16 protein-coding genes are annotated in these 19643 nt (G+C 72.6%); 11 read left to right on the forward strand and 5 right to left on the reverse strand.

Going from position 1 to position 19643, the window contains the following annotated elements; translation table 11 throughout:
* The first annotated feature begins 126 nt into the window (after positions 1-126).
* The 9 genes from cobA (at position 127) to QP090_RS35605 (ending at position 11968) form a co-directional block, all read left to right on the forward strand.
* The gene (cobA, locus tag QP090_RS35565; RefSeq protein WP_285944145.1) at positions 127-1365 is read left to right on the forward strand and encodes a uroporphyrinogen-III C-methyltransferase; all 1239 of its coding nucleotides are present in this window, start codon (positions 127-129) and stop codon (positions 1363-1365) included.
* Positions 1362-3353, forward strand: coding sequence for a GTPase family protein (locus QP090_RS35570; protein ID WP_285944146.1), 1992 nt, complete (start codon positions 1362-1364; stop codon positions 3351-3353). Before cobA ends, QP090_RS35570 begins: the two co-directional genes overlap by 4 nt.
* Positions 3350-5056 (forward strand): GTPase family protein, encoded by a 1707-nt coding sequence (locus QP090_RS35575; RefSeq protein WP_285944147.1) that lies wholly within the window; start codon positions 3350-3352, stop codon positions 5054-5056. Before QP090_RS35570 ends, QP090_RS35575 begins: the two co-directional genes overlap by 4 nt.
* A 60-nt stretch (positions 5057-5116) precedes the next feature.
* Positions 5117-5587, forward strand: coding sequence for a single-stranded DNA-binding protein (locus QP090_RS35580; protein WP_285944148.1), 471 nt, complete (start codon positions 5117-5119; stop codon positions 5585-5587).
* Positions 5588-6142: 555 nt separating this feature from the next.
* A complete protein-coding gene (locus tag QP090_RS35585) occupies positions 6143-7432 on the forward strand; it encodes a sensor domain-containing diguanylate cyclase (protein WP_329521771.1) in 1290 nt (429 codons plus the stop codon).
* A gap of 64 nt (positions 7433-7496) precedes the next feature.
* Positions 7497-9158 carry an energy-dependent translational throttle protein EttA gene (gene ettA / locus QP090_RS35590; protein ID WP_285944150.1) on the forward strand — a complete coding sequence of 554 codons (1662 nt, stop codon included), beginning with the start codon at positions 7497-7499 and terminating at the stop codon, positions 9156-9158.
* A 189-nt stretch (positions 9159-9347) separates the two neighbouring features.
* On the forward strand, positions 9348-9785 hold the full coding sequence (locus QP090_RS35595; RefSeq protein ID WP_285944151.1) for an acyl-CoA thioesterase: 438 nt from the start codon (positions 9348-9350) through the stop codon (positions 9783-9785).
* Between the two features lie 86 nt (positions 9786-9871).
* The gene (locus tag QP090_RS35600) at positions 9872-10435 is read left to right on the forward strand and encodes a GNAT family N-acetyltransferase (RefSeq protein WP_285944152.1); all 564 of its coding nucleotides are present in this window, start codon (positions 9872-9874) and stop codon (positions 10433-10435) included.
* Positions 10436-10588: 153 nt separating this feature from the next.
* Positions 10589-11968 (forward strand): S28 family serine protease, encoded by a 1380-nt coding sequence (locus QP090_RS35605; RefSeq protein WP_285944153.1) that lies wholly within the window; start codon positions 10589-10591, stop codon positions 11966-11968.
* Positions 11969-12052: 84 nt separating this feature from the next.
* Here QP090_RS35605 and QP090_RS35610 read toward each other — a convergent pair whose 3' ends face one another.
* The 4 genes from QP090_RS35610 to QP090_RS35625 form a co-directional block, all read right to left on the reverse strand.
* Complete coding sequence (locus QP090_RS35610; RefSeq protein ID WP_285944154.1) at positions 12053-13648, reverse strand: glycoside hydrolase family 13 protein; 1596 nt, start codon at positions 13646-13648, stop codon at positions 12053-12055.
* 18 nt (positions 13649-13666) lie between these two features.
* Entirely contained in the window at positions 13667-14050 is a 384-nt protein-coding gene (locus tag QP090_RS35615; protein ID WP_285944155.1) for a globin, read from the reverse strand.
* A gap of 150 nt (positions 14051-14200) precedes the next feature.
* Positions 14201-15202 carry a mechanosensitive ion channel family protein gene (locus tag QP090_RS35620; RefSeq protein WP_285944156.1) on the reverse strand — a complete coding sequence of 334 codons (1002 nt, stop codon included), beginning with the start codon at positions 15200-15202 and terminating at the stop codon, positions 14201-14203.
* Positions 15203-15523: 321 nt separating this feature from the next.
* Positions 15524-15973 (reverse strand): hypothetical protein, encoded by a 450-nt coding sequence (locus tag QP090_RS35625; RefSeq protein WP_285944157.1) that lies wholly within the window; start codon positions 15971-15973, stop codon positions 15524-15526.
* Positions 15974-16588: 615 nt separating this feature from the next.
* Here QP090_RS35625 and QP090_RS35630 point away from each other — a divergent pair.
* Complete coding sequence (locus tag QP090_RS35630; protein WP_285944158.1) at positions 16589-18055, forward strand: NsdA family TPR-like regulatory protein; 1467 nt, start codon at positions 16589-16591, stop codon at positions 18053-18055.
* A 7-nt stretch (positions 18056-18062) separates the two neighbouring features.
* Positions 18063-18683 (forward strand): GNAT family N-acetyltransferase, encoded by a 621-nt coding sequence (locus QP090_RS35635; RefSeq protein WP_285944159.1) that lies wholly within the window; start codon positions 18063-18065, stop codon positions 18681-18683.
* A gap of 78 nt (positions 18684-18761) precedes the next feature.
* Here the strand turns inward: QP090_RS35635 and QP090_RS35640 are convergent, their stop codons facing one another.
* On the reverse strand, positions 18762-19634 hold the full coding sequence (locus QP090_RS35640; protein WP_285944160.1) for a methyltransferase domain-containing protein: 873 nt from the start codon (positions 19632-19634) through the stop codon (positions 18762-18764).
* Positions 19635-19643 lie beyond the last annotated feature (9 nt).

Genomic DNA, 19643 nt, shown 5'->3' on the forward strand with positions numbered 1-19643 from the left:
GGCTATCGACTGGGCGGGAGCCCTCTCCATGAGACCGGTAACCCGAGTACCTTTGGTCCGCAAAGCCACATGTCCGTCACCCGCGTCCGCGAACGACCCAAGAGCCCTGATCGAGAGAATGACGACGTGCCCCCGTACCTGCTAGGACTGCGCCTCGGCGGTCGCCGCGTCCTCGTCGTCGGCGGCGGCAGGGTCGCCCAGCGCCGGGTGCCGACCCTGGTCGCCGCCGGAGCCGAGGTGGTGCTGGTCTCCCCGGAGGTCACCCCCTCGCTCGAAGACCTGATCGGCGACGGGCGGGTCACCTGGCACCGCCGCCCCTACCGGCGCGGCGACTGCGCCGGCGCCTGGCTGGTGCAGGCCGTCACCGACGACGCCAAGGTCAACGGCGCCGTGATCGCCGAGGCCGAGGCGGCCCGGATCTGGTCGGTGCGCGCCGATGACGCCGAGTCCTCCCCGGCCTGGACGCCGGCCGGCGGCCAGGTCGGCGAGACGACCGTCGGGGTGCTGTCCGGCGGCGACCCGAGGCGGGCCGCGGGCCTGCGCGACGCGATCGTCGACGGGCTCCGCGACGCCACCCTCCAATCCCGGCACTCCCGGCAGAAGCCCGTCGGCGTCGCCCTGGTCGGCGGCGGCCCCGGCGACGCCGGGCTGATCACCGTCCGCGGCCGGCAGCTCTTGGCCATGGCCGACGTCGTGGTCACCGACCGGCTCGCCCCCCGCGAGCTGCTCGACGAGCTCGCCGCCGACGTCGAGGTGATCGACGCGGCCAAGATCCCCTACGGCCGGACGCTCGCCCAGGACCGCATCAACGACCATCTGGTCGAGCACGCCCGGCAGGGCAAGTTCGTCGTCCGGCTCAAGGGCGGCGACCCGTTCGTGTTCGGCCGCGGCGGCGAAGAGGCCCTGCACTGCGCCCGGCACGGCGTCCCGGTCACCGTCGTCCCCGGCATCACCAGCGCGGTCGCCGTGCCGTCCGCGGCGGGCATCCCGGTGACGCACCGGGGCGTCGCGCAGGAGTTCCACGTGATCTCCGCGCACGTCCCCCCGGACCACCCCGACTCGACCGTCGACTGGGAGGCGATGGGACACGCCGGCGGCACCCTGGTGCTGCTCATGGCGGTCGAGCGGATGGCACTGATCACCACCGCCCTGATGCGCTATGGTCGGTCGTCCGATACGCCGGTCGCCGTGGTGCAGGACGGCACCCTCCCCGGCCAGCGGGCGCTGACGGCCACGCTCGGCACGGTGGCCGACGAGATGGCCGCGGCCGGAGTCAGGCCCCCGGCGATCGTGGTCGTGGGCGACGTCGTCAACGTGGCACGAGAGATCGACGTGATTCGAACGGACATGGGACGGGATCCGTGACACCCCCGGCAGAACAGAGCGCCATTCACGACGAGGAGGCGGGCACCGGCCCGGGACACGGGATCGAGGACGACACGGTGTCCGACAGCGACGCCACCACAGACGGCACCACCACAGACGGCACCACCACACACGACACCGCCACAGACGACACGACCGCCGGGCAGCGCGGCGCCGACCGTTCGGAGAAGGCCACGGGCGAAGCCGGAACGAGCCGTGACAGCACCCCCGCCGACCCCCGCGCCCGCGCCCGGGAGCCCGGCGCGCCCGGCGCCGCCCGGGCCCCCGGGACGTCCGGCACGACGTACCGGCAGGGCGACCTCACCCGCGCCCTGACCGGGCTGCGCGACCAGCTCGGCGCGTTCGACTTCGTGCTCGACGTCGACGGGGTCGCCGAGGCCCGCGAGGCGCGCACCGAGCTGCGCAACCAGCTCGACGACTACGTCCTGCCGCGGATCCAGGCGGCCGGCAAGCCGATGCTGGTGGTCCTCGGCGGATCCACCGGCGCCGGCAAGTCGACCCTGGTCAACACCCTGGTGGGCGCCCGGGTGAGCGCCACCGGCGTGCTCCGCCCCACCACCAGCAGCCCGATCCTGGTCTGCCACCCCGACCACGCCGACTGGTTCCTGAAGGGCCCGATGCTGCCCGGCATGGGCCGGGTCCGCGGTCCCGCGCCGGACGCGATCGCCGGCGACCAGCTCGTCATCATCGCCAGCGAGGCGCTGCCGCCCGGCCTGGCGCTGCTCGACAGCCCCGACTTCGACTCGGTCTTCGAGGACCACTACGAGTTCGCGACCAAGCTGATGGCCGCCGCCGACCTGTGGCTGTGCGTCACCACCGCCGCCCGCTACGCCGACGCGCAGGTCTGGCAGATGCTCCAGCGCGCCAAGGAGAACGGCGCCACCATCGGGGTCGTGCTGTCCCGCGTCCCGCAGGGCGCCGGCGGCGAGGTCGTCGAGCACTTCGGCGAGATGCTCGGCGAGAACGAGGTCGGCGACACCCGCCGCTTCACCGTCCCCGAGACCCGCATCGAGGAGAGCCGCCTCCCCGAGGAGGCCGTCGAGGACATCCGCTCCTGGCTCGTCGGCGTCGCCGAGAACACCGGCGACCGCGAGGTGATCGTCGGTGACACCCTCGCCGGCGTCCTCGACAGCTTCCGCACCCGCGTCCCCGAGCTGGCCCGCCAGGTCGAGGTCCAGGTCGAGCAGCGCACCGAGCTGGCGCGGCTGGTCGAGTCGTCCTACAGCACCGCGCTCGCCGAGCTCGACGAGGCCACCCGCAACGGGTCGCTGCTGCGCGGCGAGGTCCTCGCCCGCTGGCAGGACTTCGCCGGGACGGGCGACCTGCTGCGCGCCCTGCACGCCCAGCGCGCCCGCCGCGGACGGGGCGCCAGCCGGCGGCACCGCAGCCCCGCCCGGGTCCGCGCGCTCAAGGCGTCCCTGCGCAGCGGGCTCGAATCGCTGATCATGGCGTCCGCCGAGCACGCCGCCGAGCAGGTCCTCGCGCGCTGGCGCGAGCACCCCGCCGGCGGGCCGGTGGCGTCCGGCCCGGCCGCCGGGCTCGGGCACGTCTCGCCGGAGCTGTCCCGCCGCGTCACCCGCGCGGTCAGCGCCTGGCAGGACCACGTCCAGGAGCTCATCCGCACCGAGGGCGTCACCAAGCGCTCGGTCGCCAAGCTGGTCTCGTTCGACACCGAGGCCGTCTCGCTGGTCCTGACGATCGGCCTGCTCGGCTTCGGCGCCTCCGACGTCAACGTCGAGGGCGGCAACAGCGCCGTCCCGCAGCGGCTGCTCAAGGCGCTGTTCGGCGCCGAGTCGCTGCGCGGCATGGGCGCCAAGGCCCGCGCCGACCTGCGCAGCCGCATCGGCATGCTGTTCGACGAGGAGGCGATCCGCTTCGGCCAGGCGCTCGACGCCGCCGGCATCCCCGACGAGACCGTCCCCGTCCAGCTCTACCAGGCCACCTACAACCTCGAGGTCGCCCGATGACCACCTCGGCCATGCCCGCCGGCTCCCAGGCGGACACCGGCGTTCCCGTCGCCGGAGCCGCCACCGCGGGGCCCGCGCCGGACGCGCCCGCGGCACCGACGCTCACCGAGCGGCTGGACGGCCTCGACCGGGTCGTCCAAGCCGGCGCCGGCCGGCTCGACCAGCCGCTCCTGGACGACGCGGGCGCCCTGCTGGGCCGGGCCGGGCAGCGGCTCCGGCTCTCCGGCGAGCACACCGTGATCACCCTCGCCGGCGGCACCGGCAGCGGCAAGTCCTCGCTCTTCAACGCCATCTGCGGACTGGAGCTGTCGCCCACCGGCGTGCGCCGCCCGATGACCTCCAAGGCGCACGCCTGCGTCTGGGGCCTGGACGGCGCCGGGCCGCTGCTCGACTGGCTCGACGTCGACAAGCGGCACCGCTACGCCCGCGCGAGCGCGCTCGACCTGGAACGCGCCGACAGCTCCCTCCAGGGCCTGGTCCTGCTCGACCTGCCCGACCATGACTCCATCCAGGCGCTGCACCGCGCCGAGGTCGACCGCTTCGTCACCATCGCCGACCTGCTCGTCTGGGTCGTCGACCCGCAGAAGTACGCCGACGCGGCGCTGCACCGCAACTACATCGTCCCGTTCGCCCGGTATGCCGGCGTCACCCTCATCGTGCTCAACCAGGTCGACCGGCTCCAGCCCGCCGAGATCGACGACTGCGTCGCCGACCTGCGCCGCCTGCTGGAGGCCGAGGGCCTCGCCGACCCGCGCATCGTGACCACCTCCGCGATCAGCGAGAAGGGCGTCGCCGGGTTCCGCGAGATCCTCGTCGACGCCGTCGCCGCCCGCCGTGCCCGCAGCGAGCGGCTCACCGCCGACGTCGACCGGACCGCCCGGCGGTTCGTCCCGCACCGCGGCGACACCGAGCCCGCGGCCGGCGTCGACGGCGAACGCCGCGGGGAACTCGTCCAGGCCCTGACCGACGCCGCCGGCGCGCCCGCCGTCGCCGAGGCGATGGAGAGCGCCTACGAGCTGCGCGCCGCCGACTTCGTCGGCTGGCCCGTCGCCGCGCTCGTCACCCGGCTGCGCTCGGACCCGCTCCGCCGGATGCGCCTCACCGAGCTGCGCGAGGAGCTGCGCGGCGCGTTCACCGGCCCGATCGGCGCCCAGCAGGGCGACGTCGACAACGCCGTGCAGGGCGTCACCGACGGCGTCACCGGCGACCTGCCGGACGCCTGGGCCCGCTCGGTCCGCGCCGCCGGGCGCTCCCACGCCGCCGAGCTCCCCGAGTCCCTCGGCGTCTCCCTCAAGGAGGCGCTGCCCACGTTCAACCAGGTGCCCCGCTGGTGGTGGCTGGTCAAGACCTGGCAGTACTTCCTGGTCCTGGTCGCGGTGCTGAGCGTGGTCTGGATCTGCCTGCTGGTCGCCTACGGCGTCTTCGAGGCGGGCGGCGACGACCCCGGGGCCCTGCTCGGCGAGGCCGGCCTGATCCCCTACGTCGCGGTCCTGGCCGTCTGCACCTGCGGCATGGGCTGGCTCACGTCCTCGGCCTGCCGCAACATGGTCGCGCTCTCCTCCGCCAAGCACGGCGACCGCATGGAGGAGCACATGCGCGAGAGCATCGAACGCGTCGCCGACGAGAAGGTGCTCGAGCCCGTGGCCGAGGAGCTGCGCGTCTACGCCCGCTTCCGCGAGGACGTCGACGTCGCGCTCGGCTGAGTTATCCACAGTTCCGCACGCCCCTTCCGCTCCACGGTGACGGGCCGTCACCGTGGAGCCATGAACGAAGCCCACATCACCCTCACCGGCTGGATCGCTGCCGACCCCTACTACGCCGTCACCGGCAACGGCACCCCGTTCCTGTCCCTCCGGGTCGGCTGCACGCCCCGCCGCTACGACCGCCAGTCCGGCCAGTGGCAGGACCTCGACACGATGTTCCTGGTGGTCAACTGCTGGCGCGGCCTCGCCGACAACGTCAACGCGTCCGAGTTCAAGCGGGGCCATCCCGTAGTGGTCACCGGCCGGCTGCGCGTCCGCCAGTACGAGCGCGACGGCCAGTGGCGGTTCTCCGCCGAGGTCGAGGCCACCACCCTCGGGCACGACCTGAGCCGCGGCACCGCCGACTTCCGCCCCGTCCAGCGCGGCGGCGCGCTCACCGACGACGACCGCCGGGAGGCCCGCGACGCCACCGACCAGTGGGCCCTCAGCGGCCCGCTCGACGCCGAGGAGGAGCAGCCCAAGGCCGCCTGACCGCCCCGGCCGGGGGCACTCACCGCGATCGACGCCGACTCCCTCCGCGCCCGCTTCGGCGAACCGACGGACCACAGGAAGCGGGTGCGGCAGGAGAGAGGGGTGTGGTGCGAGTGAAGGGCGGGAGACGGGGGAAGGCTGATCGGGGACGCCCGGACACCGGATAGCAGGCCCGTGCGCGGTCCTTGTCGGGAGGGCGTACGGGCCTGGGCGCCCCGCCGGGGCGGGGTGCGCTCCGGAGGCTTAAGGGGATGCCGCCGGGGGAACGGTCGGGCGATCGCCTTTGGTCACTTCTCCCTCGGTCGCGGGGGCGTCATCCGGCGTGCCGCCGGCCGCCGCCCCCGCCGTCGGGGTGCGGGCCGCCTTTTAGATCCAGGAAACGCCGCGCATGATGTTCTCCCCCTCAGGATGTGCTGAGGACCGCGTGTTCGCAGGTCCTGCGGCAGGTGACCAGAGCGGTCACCCACATGTGCCCTTTCGAAGGTACCGGTTTCCGGCCCGCTCCGCACACGTTGCAACTATCGTGTTACACAACGTGATGCATAGGGGGGAAGGATGACGGCAGTGCAGTCGTCCGCCGAGGACCATGGTGGGGACTTGGCCCAGAAGCCCCAGCGCAGGGGGGTTTTGCGGGGTTCGTCCCTGCTGGCCGTCTACGTGCCCGCGGTCGTCGCGGTCCACCTCGCGCTCACCGTCGCGGGCCTGGTGAGCACTCCGCTCCGAATCAACGATCTCCTGACATTTTCCGCTCTGCTTGCCTGCGGGGCGGTCTGCATCGAGGCTTCGCGCCGGCTGGGCATGCCCGCGGGGGTCGCCCGCGACCTGCTTTCGGCCTGGTGGCTGCCGGTGGCGCTGCTGCTGCCGCCGGTCTACGCGCTGCTGATCCCCATCCCGTTGCAGGCGCTCCTCCAGTTCAGGGTCCGCAGGACCCTGGTGTACCGCAGGCTCCTGGTGATGTCGGCGCACGGCATCGCGGGGGCGTGCGCGTCGCTGGTCTTCCACCTGGTGGTGCCCGAGCCGCTGGCGGGCACACCGCAGTGGATCGTCGACGTGACCCCCGGCATCCCGGTCGCGGTCGGCTGCGCGGCCCTGTTCACCGTGGTCATCTCGGCGCTGGTGGCGATCGCCGCGCACGCGGCCAACCCCGAGAGCCGCTGGCGCGACGTGCTGTGGAACCGGGAGAGCCTGCTGCTCGACGTGGTGGAGTTGTGCGTGGGGATGCTGGTGGCGATCACCAGCACGCTGTCGCTGGGGCTGCTGCTGCTGGCGCTCCCCCCGGTCGTGCTGCTCCAGCGCAGCCTGATGCACCAGCAGTTGCAGGCGGCGGCCCGGACCGACGCCAAGACCGGGCTGCTGAACGCCGCCGCCTGGCAGCGGGAGGCCGACACCGAGCTGTCCCGGTCCCAGCGCACCCATGACCCGCTGGCCCTGCTGCTGATCGACATCGACTACTTCAAGCGGGTCAACGACACCCACGGGCACCTGATCGGCGACCAGGTGCTGGTCGGGGTGGCCAGCACGCTGTGCGGCCAGCTCCGCGACTACGACGTGGTGGGCCGGTTCGGCGGCGAGGAGTTCGTGGTGCTGCTGCCCGGCGCCGACACGGTGGAGGCGTGCCGCGTCGCCGAGCGGCTGCGCGGCCGGGTGCGCAGGCTGGCGGTGCCGGCCGAGGAGGGCACCGTGGCGGTGACGATCTCGGTGGGCGTCTCGCTGTTCCGGATGCACGGGGAGGACCTGATCGAGCTGCTGGCCGCCGCCGACCTCGCGCTCTACCGGGCCAAGGAGTCCGGCCGGGACCGGGTCTGCCTGCCCGCGGTCGACGGGCCCAAGGCCCCGGGGGGCTGAGCCGGGCGGGCGCGCCGTCCGGGCCCTGCATCGACCGGTCCGGGAACCCCCTAGGCTTGACGATATGGCCGAGTACATCTACACGATGCAGCGTGTGCGCAAGGCACATGGCGACAAGGTCGTCCTCGACGACGTCACCCTGCACTTTCTGCCCGGCGCCAAGATCGGTGTCCTGGGCCCGAACGGCACCGGTAAGTCGACGCTGCTGCGGATGATGGCCGGTCTGGACCAGCCGTCCAACGGCGACGCCCGCCTGATGCCGGGCTTCACGGTCGGCATGCTCCAGCAGGAGCCGCCGCTCAACGAGGCCAAGACGGTGCTCGGCAACGTCGAGGAGGGCGTCGCCGAGACCAAGGCGATGCTCGACCGGTTCAACGAGATCGCCGAGAAGATGGCGACCGACTACTCCGACGAGCTCATGGCCGAGATGGGCAAGCTCCAGGACAAGCTCGACCACCGCAACGCGTGGGACCTCGACAGCCAGCTTGAGCAGGCGATGGACGCGCTGCGCTGCCCGGCGCCCGACGCCGACGTCACCACCCTGTCGGGTGGTGAGCGGCGCCGCGTCGCGCTGTGCAAGCTGCTGCTGGAGTCGCCCGACCTGCTGCTGCTGGACGAGCCCACCAACCACCTCGACGCCGAGAGCGTCCAGTGGCTGGAGCAGTTCCTGGCCAAGTACGAGGGCACCGTCCTGGCCGTCACGCACGACCGGTACTTCCTCGACAACGTCGCCACCTGGATCCTGGAGCTCGACCGGGGCCGCTGCCACCCCTACGAGGGCAACTACTCCACCTACCTGGAGAAGAAGGCCGAGCGGCTCAAGGTCGAGGGCAACAAGGACGTCAAGCGCAAGAAGCGCCTGGAGGACGAGCTGGAGTGGGTCCGCTCCAACCCCAAGGCGCGGCAGACCAAGAGCAAGGCCCGGCTGGCGCGGTACGAGGAGATGGCCTCCGAGGCGGCCAAGACCCGCAAGCTCGACTTCGAGGAGATCCAGATCCCGCCGGGCCCCCGCCTCGGCAACACGGTGATCGTCGCCGAGAACCTCACCAAGGGCTTCGATGACCGGGCCCTGATGGAGGGCCTGTCGTTCACCCTGCCGCCGAACGGCATCGTCGGCGTCATCGGCCCGAACGGCGTCGGCAAGACCACCCTGTTCCGGATGGTCGTCGGTGAGGAGCGGCCCGACTCGGGCGTGCTGCGGGTCGGCGAGACGGTCAAGGTGTCCTACGTCGACCAGGGCCGCGGCGGCATCGACCCGAAGAAGAACGTGTGGCAGGTCGTCTCCGACGGGCTCGACCACATCAACGTCGGCCAGGTCGAGATGCCCTCGCGGGCCTACGTGGCGGCGTTCGGGTTCAAGGGCCCCGACCAGCAGAAGCCCGCGGGCGTGCTGTCGGGCGGTGAGCGCAACCGGCTCAACCTGGCGCTGACCCTCAAGCAGGGCGGCAACGTGCTGCTGCTGGACGAGCCCACCAACGACCTCGACACCGAGACGCTCTCCAGCCTGGAGAACGCGCTGCTGGAGTTCCCCGGCTGCGCCGTCATCACCTCGCACGACCGCTGGTTCCTCGACCGCATCGCCACGCACATCCTGGCGTGGGAAGAGGGCTCCCAGTGGTTCTGGTTCGAGGGCAACTACGCCGACTACGAGAAGAACAAGATCGACCGGCTGGGCGCCGACGCCGCCCGTCCGCACCGGGTCACGCACCGCAAGCTGACCCGCTGAGGCACCGGGGCCGGCGGCCGTGCGGAGTGATCCGCACGGCGGCCGGCTTTCGTATGGGTGGTCACCGGGTCCGCGCGGTCGCCGGTTTCCCCTGCGCGCGGGGCGTCCGGCCGGTGGCCTCCCGCGGGCGGGGCGGCGGGTAGCATCGGCGCGACCGTTCCCCCACGTCACCGACCCCCAGGCGAGGACATGCAGCACACCGACCTGCCCGCGGCCGAGTACAGGCACGTCTACGAGTTCCACCTCCGGTTCGGCGACATCGACTCCCAGGGACATGTCAACAACGTCAAGTTCGTCGGCTACCTGGAGGACGCGCGGCTGGAGATGCTCCACGGCGACCCGGTGCGCAAGGGGGAGCAGCCGGTCCGCGGCATGGTGATCTCGCGGCACGAGGTCGACTACAGGCTGCCGCTGCTGCCGACCGTCCACCCGGTCCGGGTGGAGACGTGGGTCACCGAGGCCCGCGCCGCCTCGTTCAAGCTCGCCTACGAGGTGCGCGACGACGAGAACGTGTACGTGACCGCCACCTCGACCCTGGTCGCGTTCGACGTGGAGGCCGGCCGGCTGCGCCGCTTCACCCCGCAGGAGCGCGCGTTCATCGGCCGCTACATGGCACCCGCGGCCTGACGGTCCCCGCTGCATCCCGATCGGTATCCTGACCGTGGACCGTCCCCGGTCCGGGTGGCGTCGGAGGTCACGGGCAGGAGGGCGACATGCCCGCGACGGTCGGGATCCGCGGCGCGCGGCTGGACGACGCCGCGCCCCTCGTCCGGCTCTACCAGGCCGACCGCGACCATCTGCGCCGCTGGGTACCGGAGCGGGACGACTCCTTCTTCACCCCCAAGGGGCAGACCGACGACCTTCGCGGCCTCCTTGAGGCGCAGGCCGCGCGGAAGCTGTGGCCGGGCGTCGTGCTGGTGGACGGGGCGGTCGCCGGGAGGGTCACGCTCGACAACATCCTGCGCGGCCCCATGCAGAGCTGCCTCGTCGGGTACTGGGTGGCGCGCGCGCACACCGGCCGCGGGGTCGCGACCGAGGCGGTGCGGCAGGTGCTCGACCTGGCCTTCCGGCATCTGCGGCTGCACCGGGTGGAGGCCTGCACCCGGGTCGACAACCTCGCCTCGCAGCGGGTGCTCGACCACAACGGTTTCAGGCTGGTCGGCACCGCCCGGCGGCATTTCTACGCTGAGGGCCGCTGGCACGACGAGCGCGTCTTCGAGCGGCTGGCCCCATGGGACGACGGAGTGTCCCTCTTCCCCCGCCCCGACCTGGGGTAGTACCCAGGACGTCCGGCGGGCGCGACTCGTCACGGATCAGTAACAAGCCCGACAGGGATTCGTTCTGGGTGCCTTTCTCCCTTTAAGGTCACGACGCGAATTGTGGAGATCCCACGTGGAAGGGGGAAGATGCGGCGCTTCACACGAGGAGCGATGGCCCTGCTGCTCGCCGCGGGAGTCACCGGTGCCGGCACCACGGCCCGGGCGGCCGTTCCCGGTGCCCCGGACGACATCGCGGCCCGGCTCAAGGCGATTCCCGGCATGACGGTGACGGAGAAGACCTCCACGCTGCCCGGCTACCGGTGGTTCTGGCTCCAGTACCGGCAGCCGGTCGACCACCGCAAGCCCAAGGGACCGTGGTTCGAGCAGCGGATCATGTTGCAGCACAAGGCGGACGATCGGCCGATGGTGCTGTACACCAGCGGCTACGACACCCCCGAGACGATGTTCAAGAGCGAGCCGGCGGCGCTGGTCGACGGCAACCAGATCTCGGTCGAGTACCGCTACTTCACCCCGTCCAGGCCCGAGCCGGCCGACTGGAAGAAGGACACGATCTGGCAGGCGGCCACCGACGAGCACCGGATCATCGGGGCGCTGAAGCGGATCTACCGGACCCGGTGGATCTCCACCGGCGCGAGCAAGGGCGGCATGACCGCCGTCTACCACAAGCGCTTCTACCCCCGCGACGTCGACGGCAGCGTGGTCTACGTGGCGCCGAACGACGTGAAGAACGACGAGGACAGCGCCTACGACCGGTTCTTCGCCAAGGTCGGCAGCGACCCGGAATGCCGCGTCCACGTGAAGTCGCTGGCCCGCGAGTTCCTCAAGCGGCGCCCCGCGATGCTCCAGCGTTTCAAGGCCGACGCCGCCGAGAACGGCTGGACCTTCTCCACGCTGCGCACGCCCGACCGCGCCTTCGAGAACTCCGTCATGGACTACGAATGGGGCTTCTGGCAGTACAGCCTGCAAGCGGACTGCGCGACCCTGCCCGCGGTGAACGCCTCCGATGACGAGATCTACAAGACGCTCGACACGATCTCCGGACTGTCGTACTACACCGACCAGGGCCTGGCCCCCTACGTTCCGTACTACTACCAGGCGGGGACGCAGCTCGGCTGGCCGAAGCCGCAGTTCACGAGCCTGCGCCCGCTGCTGCGTCACGAGGACAGCTACAAGGCCCGCACCTACGTCCCGAAGAGCATCCCGATGCGCTTCGACGGCGGCACGGCGATGCGCGACATCGACGCCTGGGTGCGCGGCCACGGGAGCCGGATGCTGTTCCTGTACGGGGCGAACGACCCGTGGGGCGCCGAGCCGTTCCGGCTGGGCGAGGGCAGCCGCGACTCGGCCGTCTACACCGCGCCGGGCATGAACCACAGCGGCAAGCTGATCGAGAAGCTGCCGGACGCGCAGCGCACCAAGGCGGTCTCCGACCTGCTGCGGTGGGCGGACGTGAAGCCGGACGCGCAGGCGTTCAGCAACGTCCCGTCCGACGCCGTCGACCCGCTCCAGTTGCAGCGCCCGCCGCTGTAACCGCGCCACGCAGGCCCGCGGCGTGCCGTTCCCTTCCGGGAGGCGGCACGCCGCCGGGGTTCGCGCCGTGGTCTCGACCGGCTCTCAGCCGGACGGGACGAGCCAGGCCGAGGAGTTGCCCGCCAGCAGGTCGCCGTGCAGCGGCGCGCTGGTCAGCAGGACGCTGCCGGACGGCATTCGCACCGGGTCCTCGCCGCAGTTGAGGGCGCAGGCGAACGGTCCGCGCCGGAAGATCAGTGCGGTCTCGGGGGAGTCCAGCCACTCCACGCCGTCCGGCAGGTCGGCCGTCAGCAGCCGGCGCCGCGCCAGGGCCTCGCGGTAGAACGACAGCGTGGACGCCGGGTCCGGGGCCTGTGCCTCGGCGGTCAGCGCCGCCCAGCCGGCGGGCATCGGCAGCCAGGGCCGGACGCCGTCGGCCGAGAAACCGTACGGCTCGGTCTTCCCCGACCACGGCAGCGGGACGCGGCAGCCGTCGCGGCCCGGCTCCCCGCCCGCGCTCTGCGTCCAGATCGGATCCTGGCGGGCGGCGTCCGGCAGATCGGTCACTTCGGGCAGGCCGAGCTCCTCGCCCTGGTAGAGGTAGGCCGAGCCGGGGAGCGCCAGCATGAACGGCAGCGCCGCCCGCGCCCGCGCCGGACCGAGGCCGGGCGCGCTCCCCGGCCGCCCGTACCGGGTCACGTGCCGGACGGAGTCGTGGCTCGACAGCACCCAGGTCGGTGCCGCGCCGGCCCCCGCGACGGCCGCCAGCGCCGAGGCGACCACGTTCCGGAACGCCGGCGCCGACCACGGCGCGAGCTGGAGGTCGAACTGGAACACCTGGTGGAGCTCGTCCGGACGCAGGTAGAGCGCGAGGTCCTCGGGACCCTCGGTCCAGACCTCGCCGATTGCCATCCGGTCGCCGTCGTACTCGTCCAGGATGCGCCGCCAGGCCCGGTACACCGGGTGGATCTCCGACCGGGCGTAGACCGGGCCGTGCAGCGCGCGCCGGTCCCGGCCGCCGAGATCGCCGTACGTCCCGTCCTTGAACAGGCCGGCGGCGACGTCGATGCGGAAGCCGTCCACCCCGCGGTCGAGCCAGAACCGCAGGATGTCCTCGAACTCCCGCCGCACCTCGGGGTTGCGCCAGTTGAGGTCCGGCTGCTCGGGGGTGTAGAGGTGCAGGTACCACTCGCCGTCTGGCAGCCGCGTCCAGGCCGGCCCGCCGAACGCCGAGGGCCAGTCGTTGGGCGGCCCCTCGGCCGCGCCGGCTGGGCCCGCCGCGCCAGCCGGGCCCGCCGGTCCGCCCGGGCGGAAGAGGTAGCGGTCGCGGGCCGGCGAGCCGGGCGGCGAGGCCAGCGCCTCCTGGAACCAGCGGTGCCGGTCGGAGGTGTGGTTGGGGACGATGTCGACGATCAGGCGGAGTCCGTGCCCGTGCGCGGCGGCGACCAGGTCGTCGAAGTCGCCGAGCGACCCGAACCGCGGATCGACCGCGCGGTAGTCGGCGACGTCGTAGCCGCCGTCGGCCAGGGGGGAGCGGTAGAACGGGGTGAGCCAGAGGGCGTCCACACCCAGGTGGCGGAGGTGGCCCAGCCGGGACCGCACCCCGCGCAGATCACCCTCACCGTCACCGTCCGCGTCGGCGAAACTGCGGACGTACACCTCGTACACGACGGCATTGCGCCACCAGGGGGTCAGCGTCATACATGCCGATCTACCCGGTTATGACGGGGCGTTCACCATGCTCCGCGCGGCCATCGTGAAGTAGTTCCAGAGCTTCTCGTCGAGCTCCTCGGGGAGCTTCAGCTCGTCCACCGCCGCGCGCATGTGCCGCATCCAGGCCGCGCGCTCGGGCTCGCCGATCACGAACGGCACGTGCCGCATCCGCAGCCGGGGATGCCCGCGCTCCCGGCTGTAGGTGTTGGGGCCGCCCCAGTACTGGATCAGGAAGAGCCGGAGCCGGTCCTCGGCGGGGCCGAGATCCTCCTCCGGGTACAGGGGGCGCAGCAGGGGGTCGCCGGCGACCCCCTGGTAGAAGCGGTGGACCAGCCGCCGGAAGGTCTCCTCACCGCCGACCGCTTCGTAGAACGTCACTTCATGAGCCATAACGGTCCCCACTCTATGTGAGACGGGCGCCCTCCCGATGCGGGATCGGTCACCTTGATCGGCGAACCCGGACGGCCCGGCGGGACGCTCCGGAGCCTCGCCGCCGAAGATCGTCCGGACGCGGGCTCCGGGCCCGGCTCGGGACCGGGCTCAGGACGCGGCGGAGGGGGTGGCGACCGAGACGCCGGCGTCGTCGAACGCGCGCTTGACGCGCTCGCGCAGCTGCCGGGCCACGTCGCCCTGCCGGCCCGGGGCGGTCTTGAGGACGATCCGGATGACCAGCGCGTCGCCGCCCAGCGACTGCACGCCCCAGACCGACGGCTCCTCCAGGATGACGCTCTGCCACTTGGGGGTGGCGGCCATCTCGTCGGCGACGGTCTGGAGGATCCGCTTGACCTTCTCGGTGTCCTCCTGGATGTCCACCGGGATGTCCAGGACGGCCCGGCCCCAGTTCTGGGACTCGTTGCCGACCTTTTTGATCTCGCCGTTCGGGACGTACCAGACGACGCCGTTGACGTCGCGCATCCGGGTGACCCGCAGGGTGACGGCCTCGACCGTCCCCTTGGCGCCGCCGACGTCGATCACGTCGCCGACCCCGTACTGGTCCTCCAGCAGCATGAACAGCCCGGCCAGCAGGTCCTTGACGATGTTCTGCGCGCCGAAGCCGACCGCGACGCCGATCACGCTGGCGCTGGCCAGGATGGGCGCCAGATTGAGGCCGAGCGAGCCCAGGATGCTGAACATCGCGGTGCCGAGGATCACCACCGAGGCGATCGACCGCAGCACCGAGCCGAGGGTCTTGGCGCGCTGCGCCCGCCGCTGGTTGAGCAGGGCGGGGCTGCCGTCGAAGGCGGTGCGGTTGCGCTCGCGCACCTTCTCGGCCATCGTGCCCTCGGCCATCCGGAGCGTGATCTGAGTGATCATCCGGTGCGTGAGCCGGCGCAGCAGCAGCGCGATCATGAAGGTCAGCACGATCAGGAACAGCGTGCCGAGCGGCTTGTCGAGCCAGGTGTTGAAGAAGCGGGTGAACCCCTCGTTGTGCGACATGTTCCAGGCCATCCGGCAACCGATGCTGGGGTGCTTGGTGACGCACGCCTTCTCGGGCGTTCCGTCCTGCATCCAGGGCATCGCGGCGTCGAGAGCGAGTGACATGGGGCAGACCCTCCCCGGCCGGTTGTGGGTGTCGCTGCACATCGCCGTGCGTCCGCGGCGGTACGAGCCCGATCGTAGAGGACGGTGACGAGCGGTTCGTACGCCGCGGGGCGATGTGCAGCGACCCGGCCGGGGCGGGCCTGCCCGGATGCCGCGGGCCTGGTGAGGGGGGACCGCACCGGGCCCGCGGCGGGTTCATCGCGGCCGTCCCGCGCCGGTGCGCGGTTCGTCCGGCCGCGGGCGCGCCGGGGAACGAACGTGCCCCGCGGGGTCCGCGGCTGCCGCGCCGTTCCGGCCACGGCCCGCGGGGCACGTCCGGCTCTAGGGGTGGCCCGGCGGCCACTCTCTCGTCGGGGCCGCGCCATGCGGCTCCAGCCCCCGGGCCTCGAACCTGTGCGCGTCCCGGCCGTCCCGCGCGCCCCGGACGTCCCGGGTCTCGCGCGAGCCCCAGGCGTCCCGCGGGTCCCGTGCTTCGCGGCGTTCGCATCTCTCGCGCCGCAGCGGCTCGAGGACGCGGGCCAGCTTCAGCGCGGCGCCCCCCGGGTCGTCCACCCGGTGCATGCGCTCGCCCCAGGACCACCAGTAGTAGTGATCGTGCGTCTCCGGAGCCGGCGCGCACGTCACATCCTCGGCCAGGCTCGCCGCGTCCGGGTTGACCACCCGAAGGAAGGCCGGTCCCGATCTGGTCCGGACCACGCGGGCCACGAGCCCGCGCGTGTCGAGCTCGTGCTCCAGCTTCTCGAGGAAGCCGACGCGTATGTCGCTGACCACCTGCGCACCCCCTCCATCGTCGTGCTGCGAGGACTGCTCCGGCGTTCCCGTGCGATCGTCGCCGTCCCCGCCGGGCCGCGGCCGAGGGGCGCTCCTTGATCGGACGCTCCGGATGCGTCCGGTCACTCCCGGCGAGAGTTGCAACTCTCACGGTGCTCGGTCAAGGGCACGGCTGTCCGCCGAAGCGGGGGATTACCCCACTTCGGGAGGAGGTTCGTCCTCCTTGGGAGGAAGAATCTCTACCCAAGGATCTGAGGGTGCACCCGAGGCCCTTCCCTTTCCCGGGAATGGCTTGGCCAGCCCCCTCCGTAGGGTTACGCTGCGTGCGCGAGAGATTATCTCTCGTGGCCATCCAGCAACCCGGTCGCCGTGGCCGGCAGCGGGTCCCGTGGCCGGGGCCGGCGACCGGGCTCAGCGGTGAGGAGGCCGGAATCGATGTCGGACCCCCCTCGCAAAGAGACGGAGATAGCGCGAACGATCCGTGCTAGCGGTCTGGCACGGGGGCGCTGTGCCGTGGACATCGCCCGCGATATCCACGACCAATGCGGTCCCCTTTTCGGAACCAGCAAGGTCAAGGCGCACCGCCTTTCGCACGGTGTCTCGCTGTCCGACATCGTGGCCCAGGTCAGAGCGCTGTACGAGATCGACGGCAAACCGCCGCCCCGGCTCGGGGAGACGCTGCTGTCGGCGTACGAGAGCGCCTACAAGCGGCCCGGGCCCGCGTACCTGCACTACCTCTGCGCCGTCTACCGGGTCGAACCCGACGACCTCGGCTACCAGGGCCCCTGCATCTGCGGCCGCGGCCACGCGGTCCGGCCGGGCGCCGCTCCCGCCTCCCCCCGGCGGGGATCGGAGCGGCGGCCGGAGCGGGAGCCCGAACCGCTGATCGGGGCGGTCGTCACCAGGCCCGACGACCGCAACTGGATGCCAGTCAACGAAGTTCGGGGACTCGACCGCGCCGCGGGTCCCATCTCCATCGATGTGGGAGAGGAGGACATCGTGCTTCGCAGGACACTTCTGCAACTCCTGGCCGGAGCGGGCGTGGCGCTCGACGGCCAGTTCCTCGGGGCGGTCGACAACCTTCGTCGCAAGATGGACGACACCCTGGTCAGCGCGACGGTGTCGCCGACGATGCTCGACCAGTGGGAGGAGACCACCTTCGGCTACGGCCAGCAGTACCAGGCGACCCCCTCGCTGCGGCTGCTGTGCGACGTGCTGCTGGACTTCAGCGAGGTGCGCCGCATGTGCGACAAGCGGCAGCCGGTCGAGCTCCAGGAACGGCTGTGCCGGATCGCCGCCCAGCTGTCCGGGCTGTCCGGGCTGATCATGATCAACCTGGGCGACCACCGGCTGGCCCGGTCGTTCTTCCGTACCGCCCGGTCCGCCGCCGACGAGACCAACGACCGCGGGCTGCGCGCCTGGGTCACCGTCCGCGAGTCCCTGGTGCCGATGTACTACGGCGATCCGCGCGAGGCGCTGCACCTGGCCCGCAAGGCCCAGGACCTGGCCGGACGCACGCCCGGGGTCGCGGCGGCGATGGCGCCGGCCGTCGAGGCCCGCGCGCTCGGCATGCTGGCCATGCGCGGACGCGGCGACGCCGCGCCGGGCGCCCGCCGCGCGCTGGTGCGCGGCAGGGCGGTCTTCGATCAGCTCTCCAAGGCCGACACCAACGACCTGGTGTTCGGCTTCACCGACCGGCAGATGGCCTTCTACGAGGGCGACACCTTCACCAGCCTCGGCGACCACCGGCACGGCGACGAGGTGCTGAGCCACGCGCTCACGCTGTACGCCCCGTCCGACCGGGTCGACCTGACGCTGGTGCGGCTCGACCGCGCCTCCTGCAAGCTGCACGCCGGACATCCGGAGGCGGCGCTGACCGCGGGCCAGGAGGCCATCCTGGAACTGCCGCCCGAGCACCGCTCCGACATCCTGGTCCACCGGGCCCGCCAAATCGGCGCCGCGGTGAACGCCAAGCACGGCGAGATCCCGGCGCTCAAGGACTTCTACGAGGCGCTGGCCGGCCCATGGAGCAAGAGCCCGACCCAGCAGGCCCCCGCCGTCCCGCCCTCCGAGCAGGTCTGACCCGGTCATGGGAACGCCCGACGGCGCCCCGTGGCGGAGCGATCCCGCCAAGGGGGCGCGGACCCTGGTCCGGCTCCAGGCGGAGCCGCCCGCATGGGCCTTCGCCGACCTGCGCCTGCGGCGCTACCACGCCGCCGACCACGCCACCGTCCTCGACCTGCACCGAGAGGGACTGGCCCAGGTGGGCCTGCGTCCCGGCGACGGCGTCTACTACGACCACGACTTCTTCCGGATGGAGGACATCTACCTCCGCAACGACGGGGAGTTCATCGTCGGCGAGGTGGCCGGACGCATCGTCGCCATGGGCGGCCTGCGCCGGGCCGACCTGATCCCCGGCGGCAGCGCGCGGGCGTACGGCGGCTACGCGCCCGGCAGTCCCGTGCTCGACGTGGTCGAGATGGTGCGGCTGCGCGTCCGTCCCGCCGCCCAGCGGCGCGGCTATGGCGCGGCCATGGTCCGCGCCCTGGAGGAACGTGCCGGCGAGTACGGCTACCGGGTCCTGCGGGCCGACACCACCGAGCTCCAGGGCCCGGCGCTCGCGCTCTACCGCAAGTTCGGCTGGAAGGAGACCAGGCGCGAGATGATCGGCGGCATCACCAACATCCACATCGAGAAGCCGCTCCGCTGACGAGCCGATGACGGCCCCCGCTCGCATCGTCTCGGGGGCGATGCGAGCGGGGTTTCGGGGCTGCGGGCCGGGCCGCGGTCAGGGGCGGCGGGCGCCGGCGAGCTGCATCAGCGGGTAGCGGCGCCGCCGGACGTCGCTGAAGCCCCGCTCGGTGAGGGCCCGGACGACCTCGCGGTCGCCGAACATGGTGACGCCCGCGGCCCGGCCGATCAGCTCAGTGCCCAGGCGGGAGACCGGGAGCGCCGGCCGCCGGGTGGTGAGGACGACCAGCCGGCCGCCGGGCTTGAGCACCCGGGTCATGCTGTCGATCGCCGCCCAGGGATCGTCGAACAGGTAGAGCGCGCCGAAGCAGCAGACGGCGTCGAACGTCGCGTCCAGGAACGGCAGGTGGACGGCGTCGCCGCGGACGTACCCGATCTCGGCACCCCGCGGATCGGCGCCCCTCCCGGAACCCGGCCGGACCGTGGCCTCGGCGGTGGTCTCGACGGTGGCGGACACGGACGCGGTGGCCTCGGACGCGGCGCGGGCGAGCATGGTGGCGGCGGCGTCCAGGCCGACGACCAGGCCCCCGGCGGACACTCCCGCGGCCAGCGCCCGGGTGACGTTGCCCGGGCCGCAGGCCACGTCCAGGACGGTCGCGTCCGGGCGGCCGGCCGAGCCGGGACGGCCGAGGCCGAGCCAGTCGCGGGCCAGGGCGTGCTCGGCGGCGGTGTCCGGGCCGAGCGGCCACCCCTTGGCGAGGTTGAACCCGACCGGGCGCCAGATCCGCTCGTACACGCGCGGCAGGAACCTCGACTGCATGACCGACTGGGCCGGCGTCGGGGCGGGCCCGGCGGCGGGGCCGAGCAGGTCGAGGTAGCCCGCCGACCGGTCCGGATCGGCGGGCGGGCCGTCCAGGAGCAAGGCGATCCGGTCCAGCACGGGCGGGCTCTGCGCCAGGGAGGGGCTCACCCCGCTATT

It is taken from the genome of Actinomadura xylanilytica (genome assembly GCF_030283145.1).
GTDB classification, from domain to species: domain Bacteria; phylum Actinomycetota; class Actinomycetes; order Streptosporangiales; family Streptosporangiaceae; genus Spirillospora; species Spirillospora xylanilytica.

What these genes read in the sequence shown, in the direction of transcription:
- QP090_RS35610 (WP_285944154.1), bottom strand. Translation starts at nt 13,648, where the DNA reads ATGACGCTGACCCCCTGGTGGCGCAATGCCGTCGTGTACGAGGTGTAC.
- QP090_RS35605 (WP_285944153.1), top strand. Translation starts at nt 10,589, where the DNA reads ATGGCCCTGCTGCTCGCCGCGGGAGTCACCGGTGCCGGCACCACGGCC.
- QP090_RS35620 (WP_285944156.1), bottom strand. Translation starts at nt 15,202, where the DNA reads ATGTCACTCGCTCTCGACGCCGCGATGCCCTGGATGCAGGACGGAACG.
- QP090_RS35600 (WP_285944152.1), top strand. Translation starts at nt 9,872, where the DNA reads ATGCCCGCGACGGTCGGGATCCGCGGCGCGCGGCTGGACGACGCCGCG.
- QP090_RS35585 (WP_329521771.1), top strand. Translation starts at nt 6,143, where the DNA reads ATGACGGCAGTGCAGTCGTCCGCCGAGGACCATGGTGGGGACTTGGCC.
- QP090_RS35575 (WP_285944147.1), top strand. Translation starts at nt 3,350, where the DNA reads ATGACCACCTCGGCCATGCCCGCCGGCTCCCAGGCGGACACCGGCGTT.
- QP090_RS35580 (WP_285944148.1), top strand. Translation starts at nt 5,117, where the DNA reads ATGAACGAAGCCCACATCACCCTCACCGGCTGGATCGCTGCCGACCCC.
- ettA (WP_285944150.1), top strand. Translation starts at nt 7,497, where the DNA reads ATGGCCGAGTACATCTACACGATGCAGCGTGTGCGCAAGGCACATGGC.
- QP090_RS35615 (WP_285944155.1), bottom strand. Translation starts at nt 14,050, where the DNA reads ATGGCTCATGAAGTGACGTTCTACGAAGCGGTCGGCGGTGAGGAGACC.
- QP090_RS35635 (WP_285944159.1), top strand. Translation starts at nt 18,063, where the DNA reads ATGGGAACGCCCGACGGCGCCCCGTGGCGGAGCGATCCCGCCAAGGGG.
- QP090_RS35595 (WP_285944151.1), top strand. Translation starts at nt 9,348, where the DNA reads ATGCAGCACACCGACCTGCCCGCGGCCGAGTACAGGCACGTCTACGAG.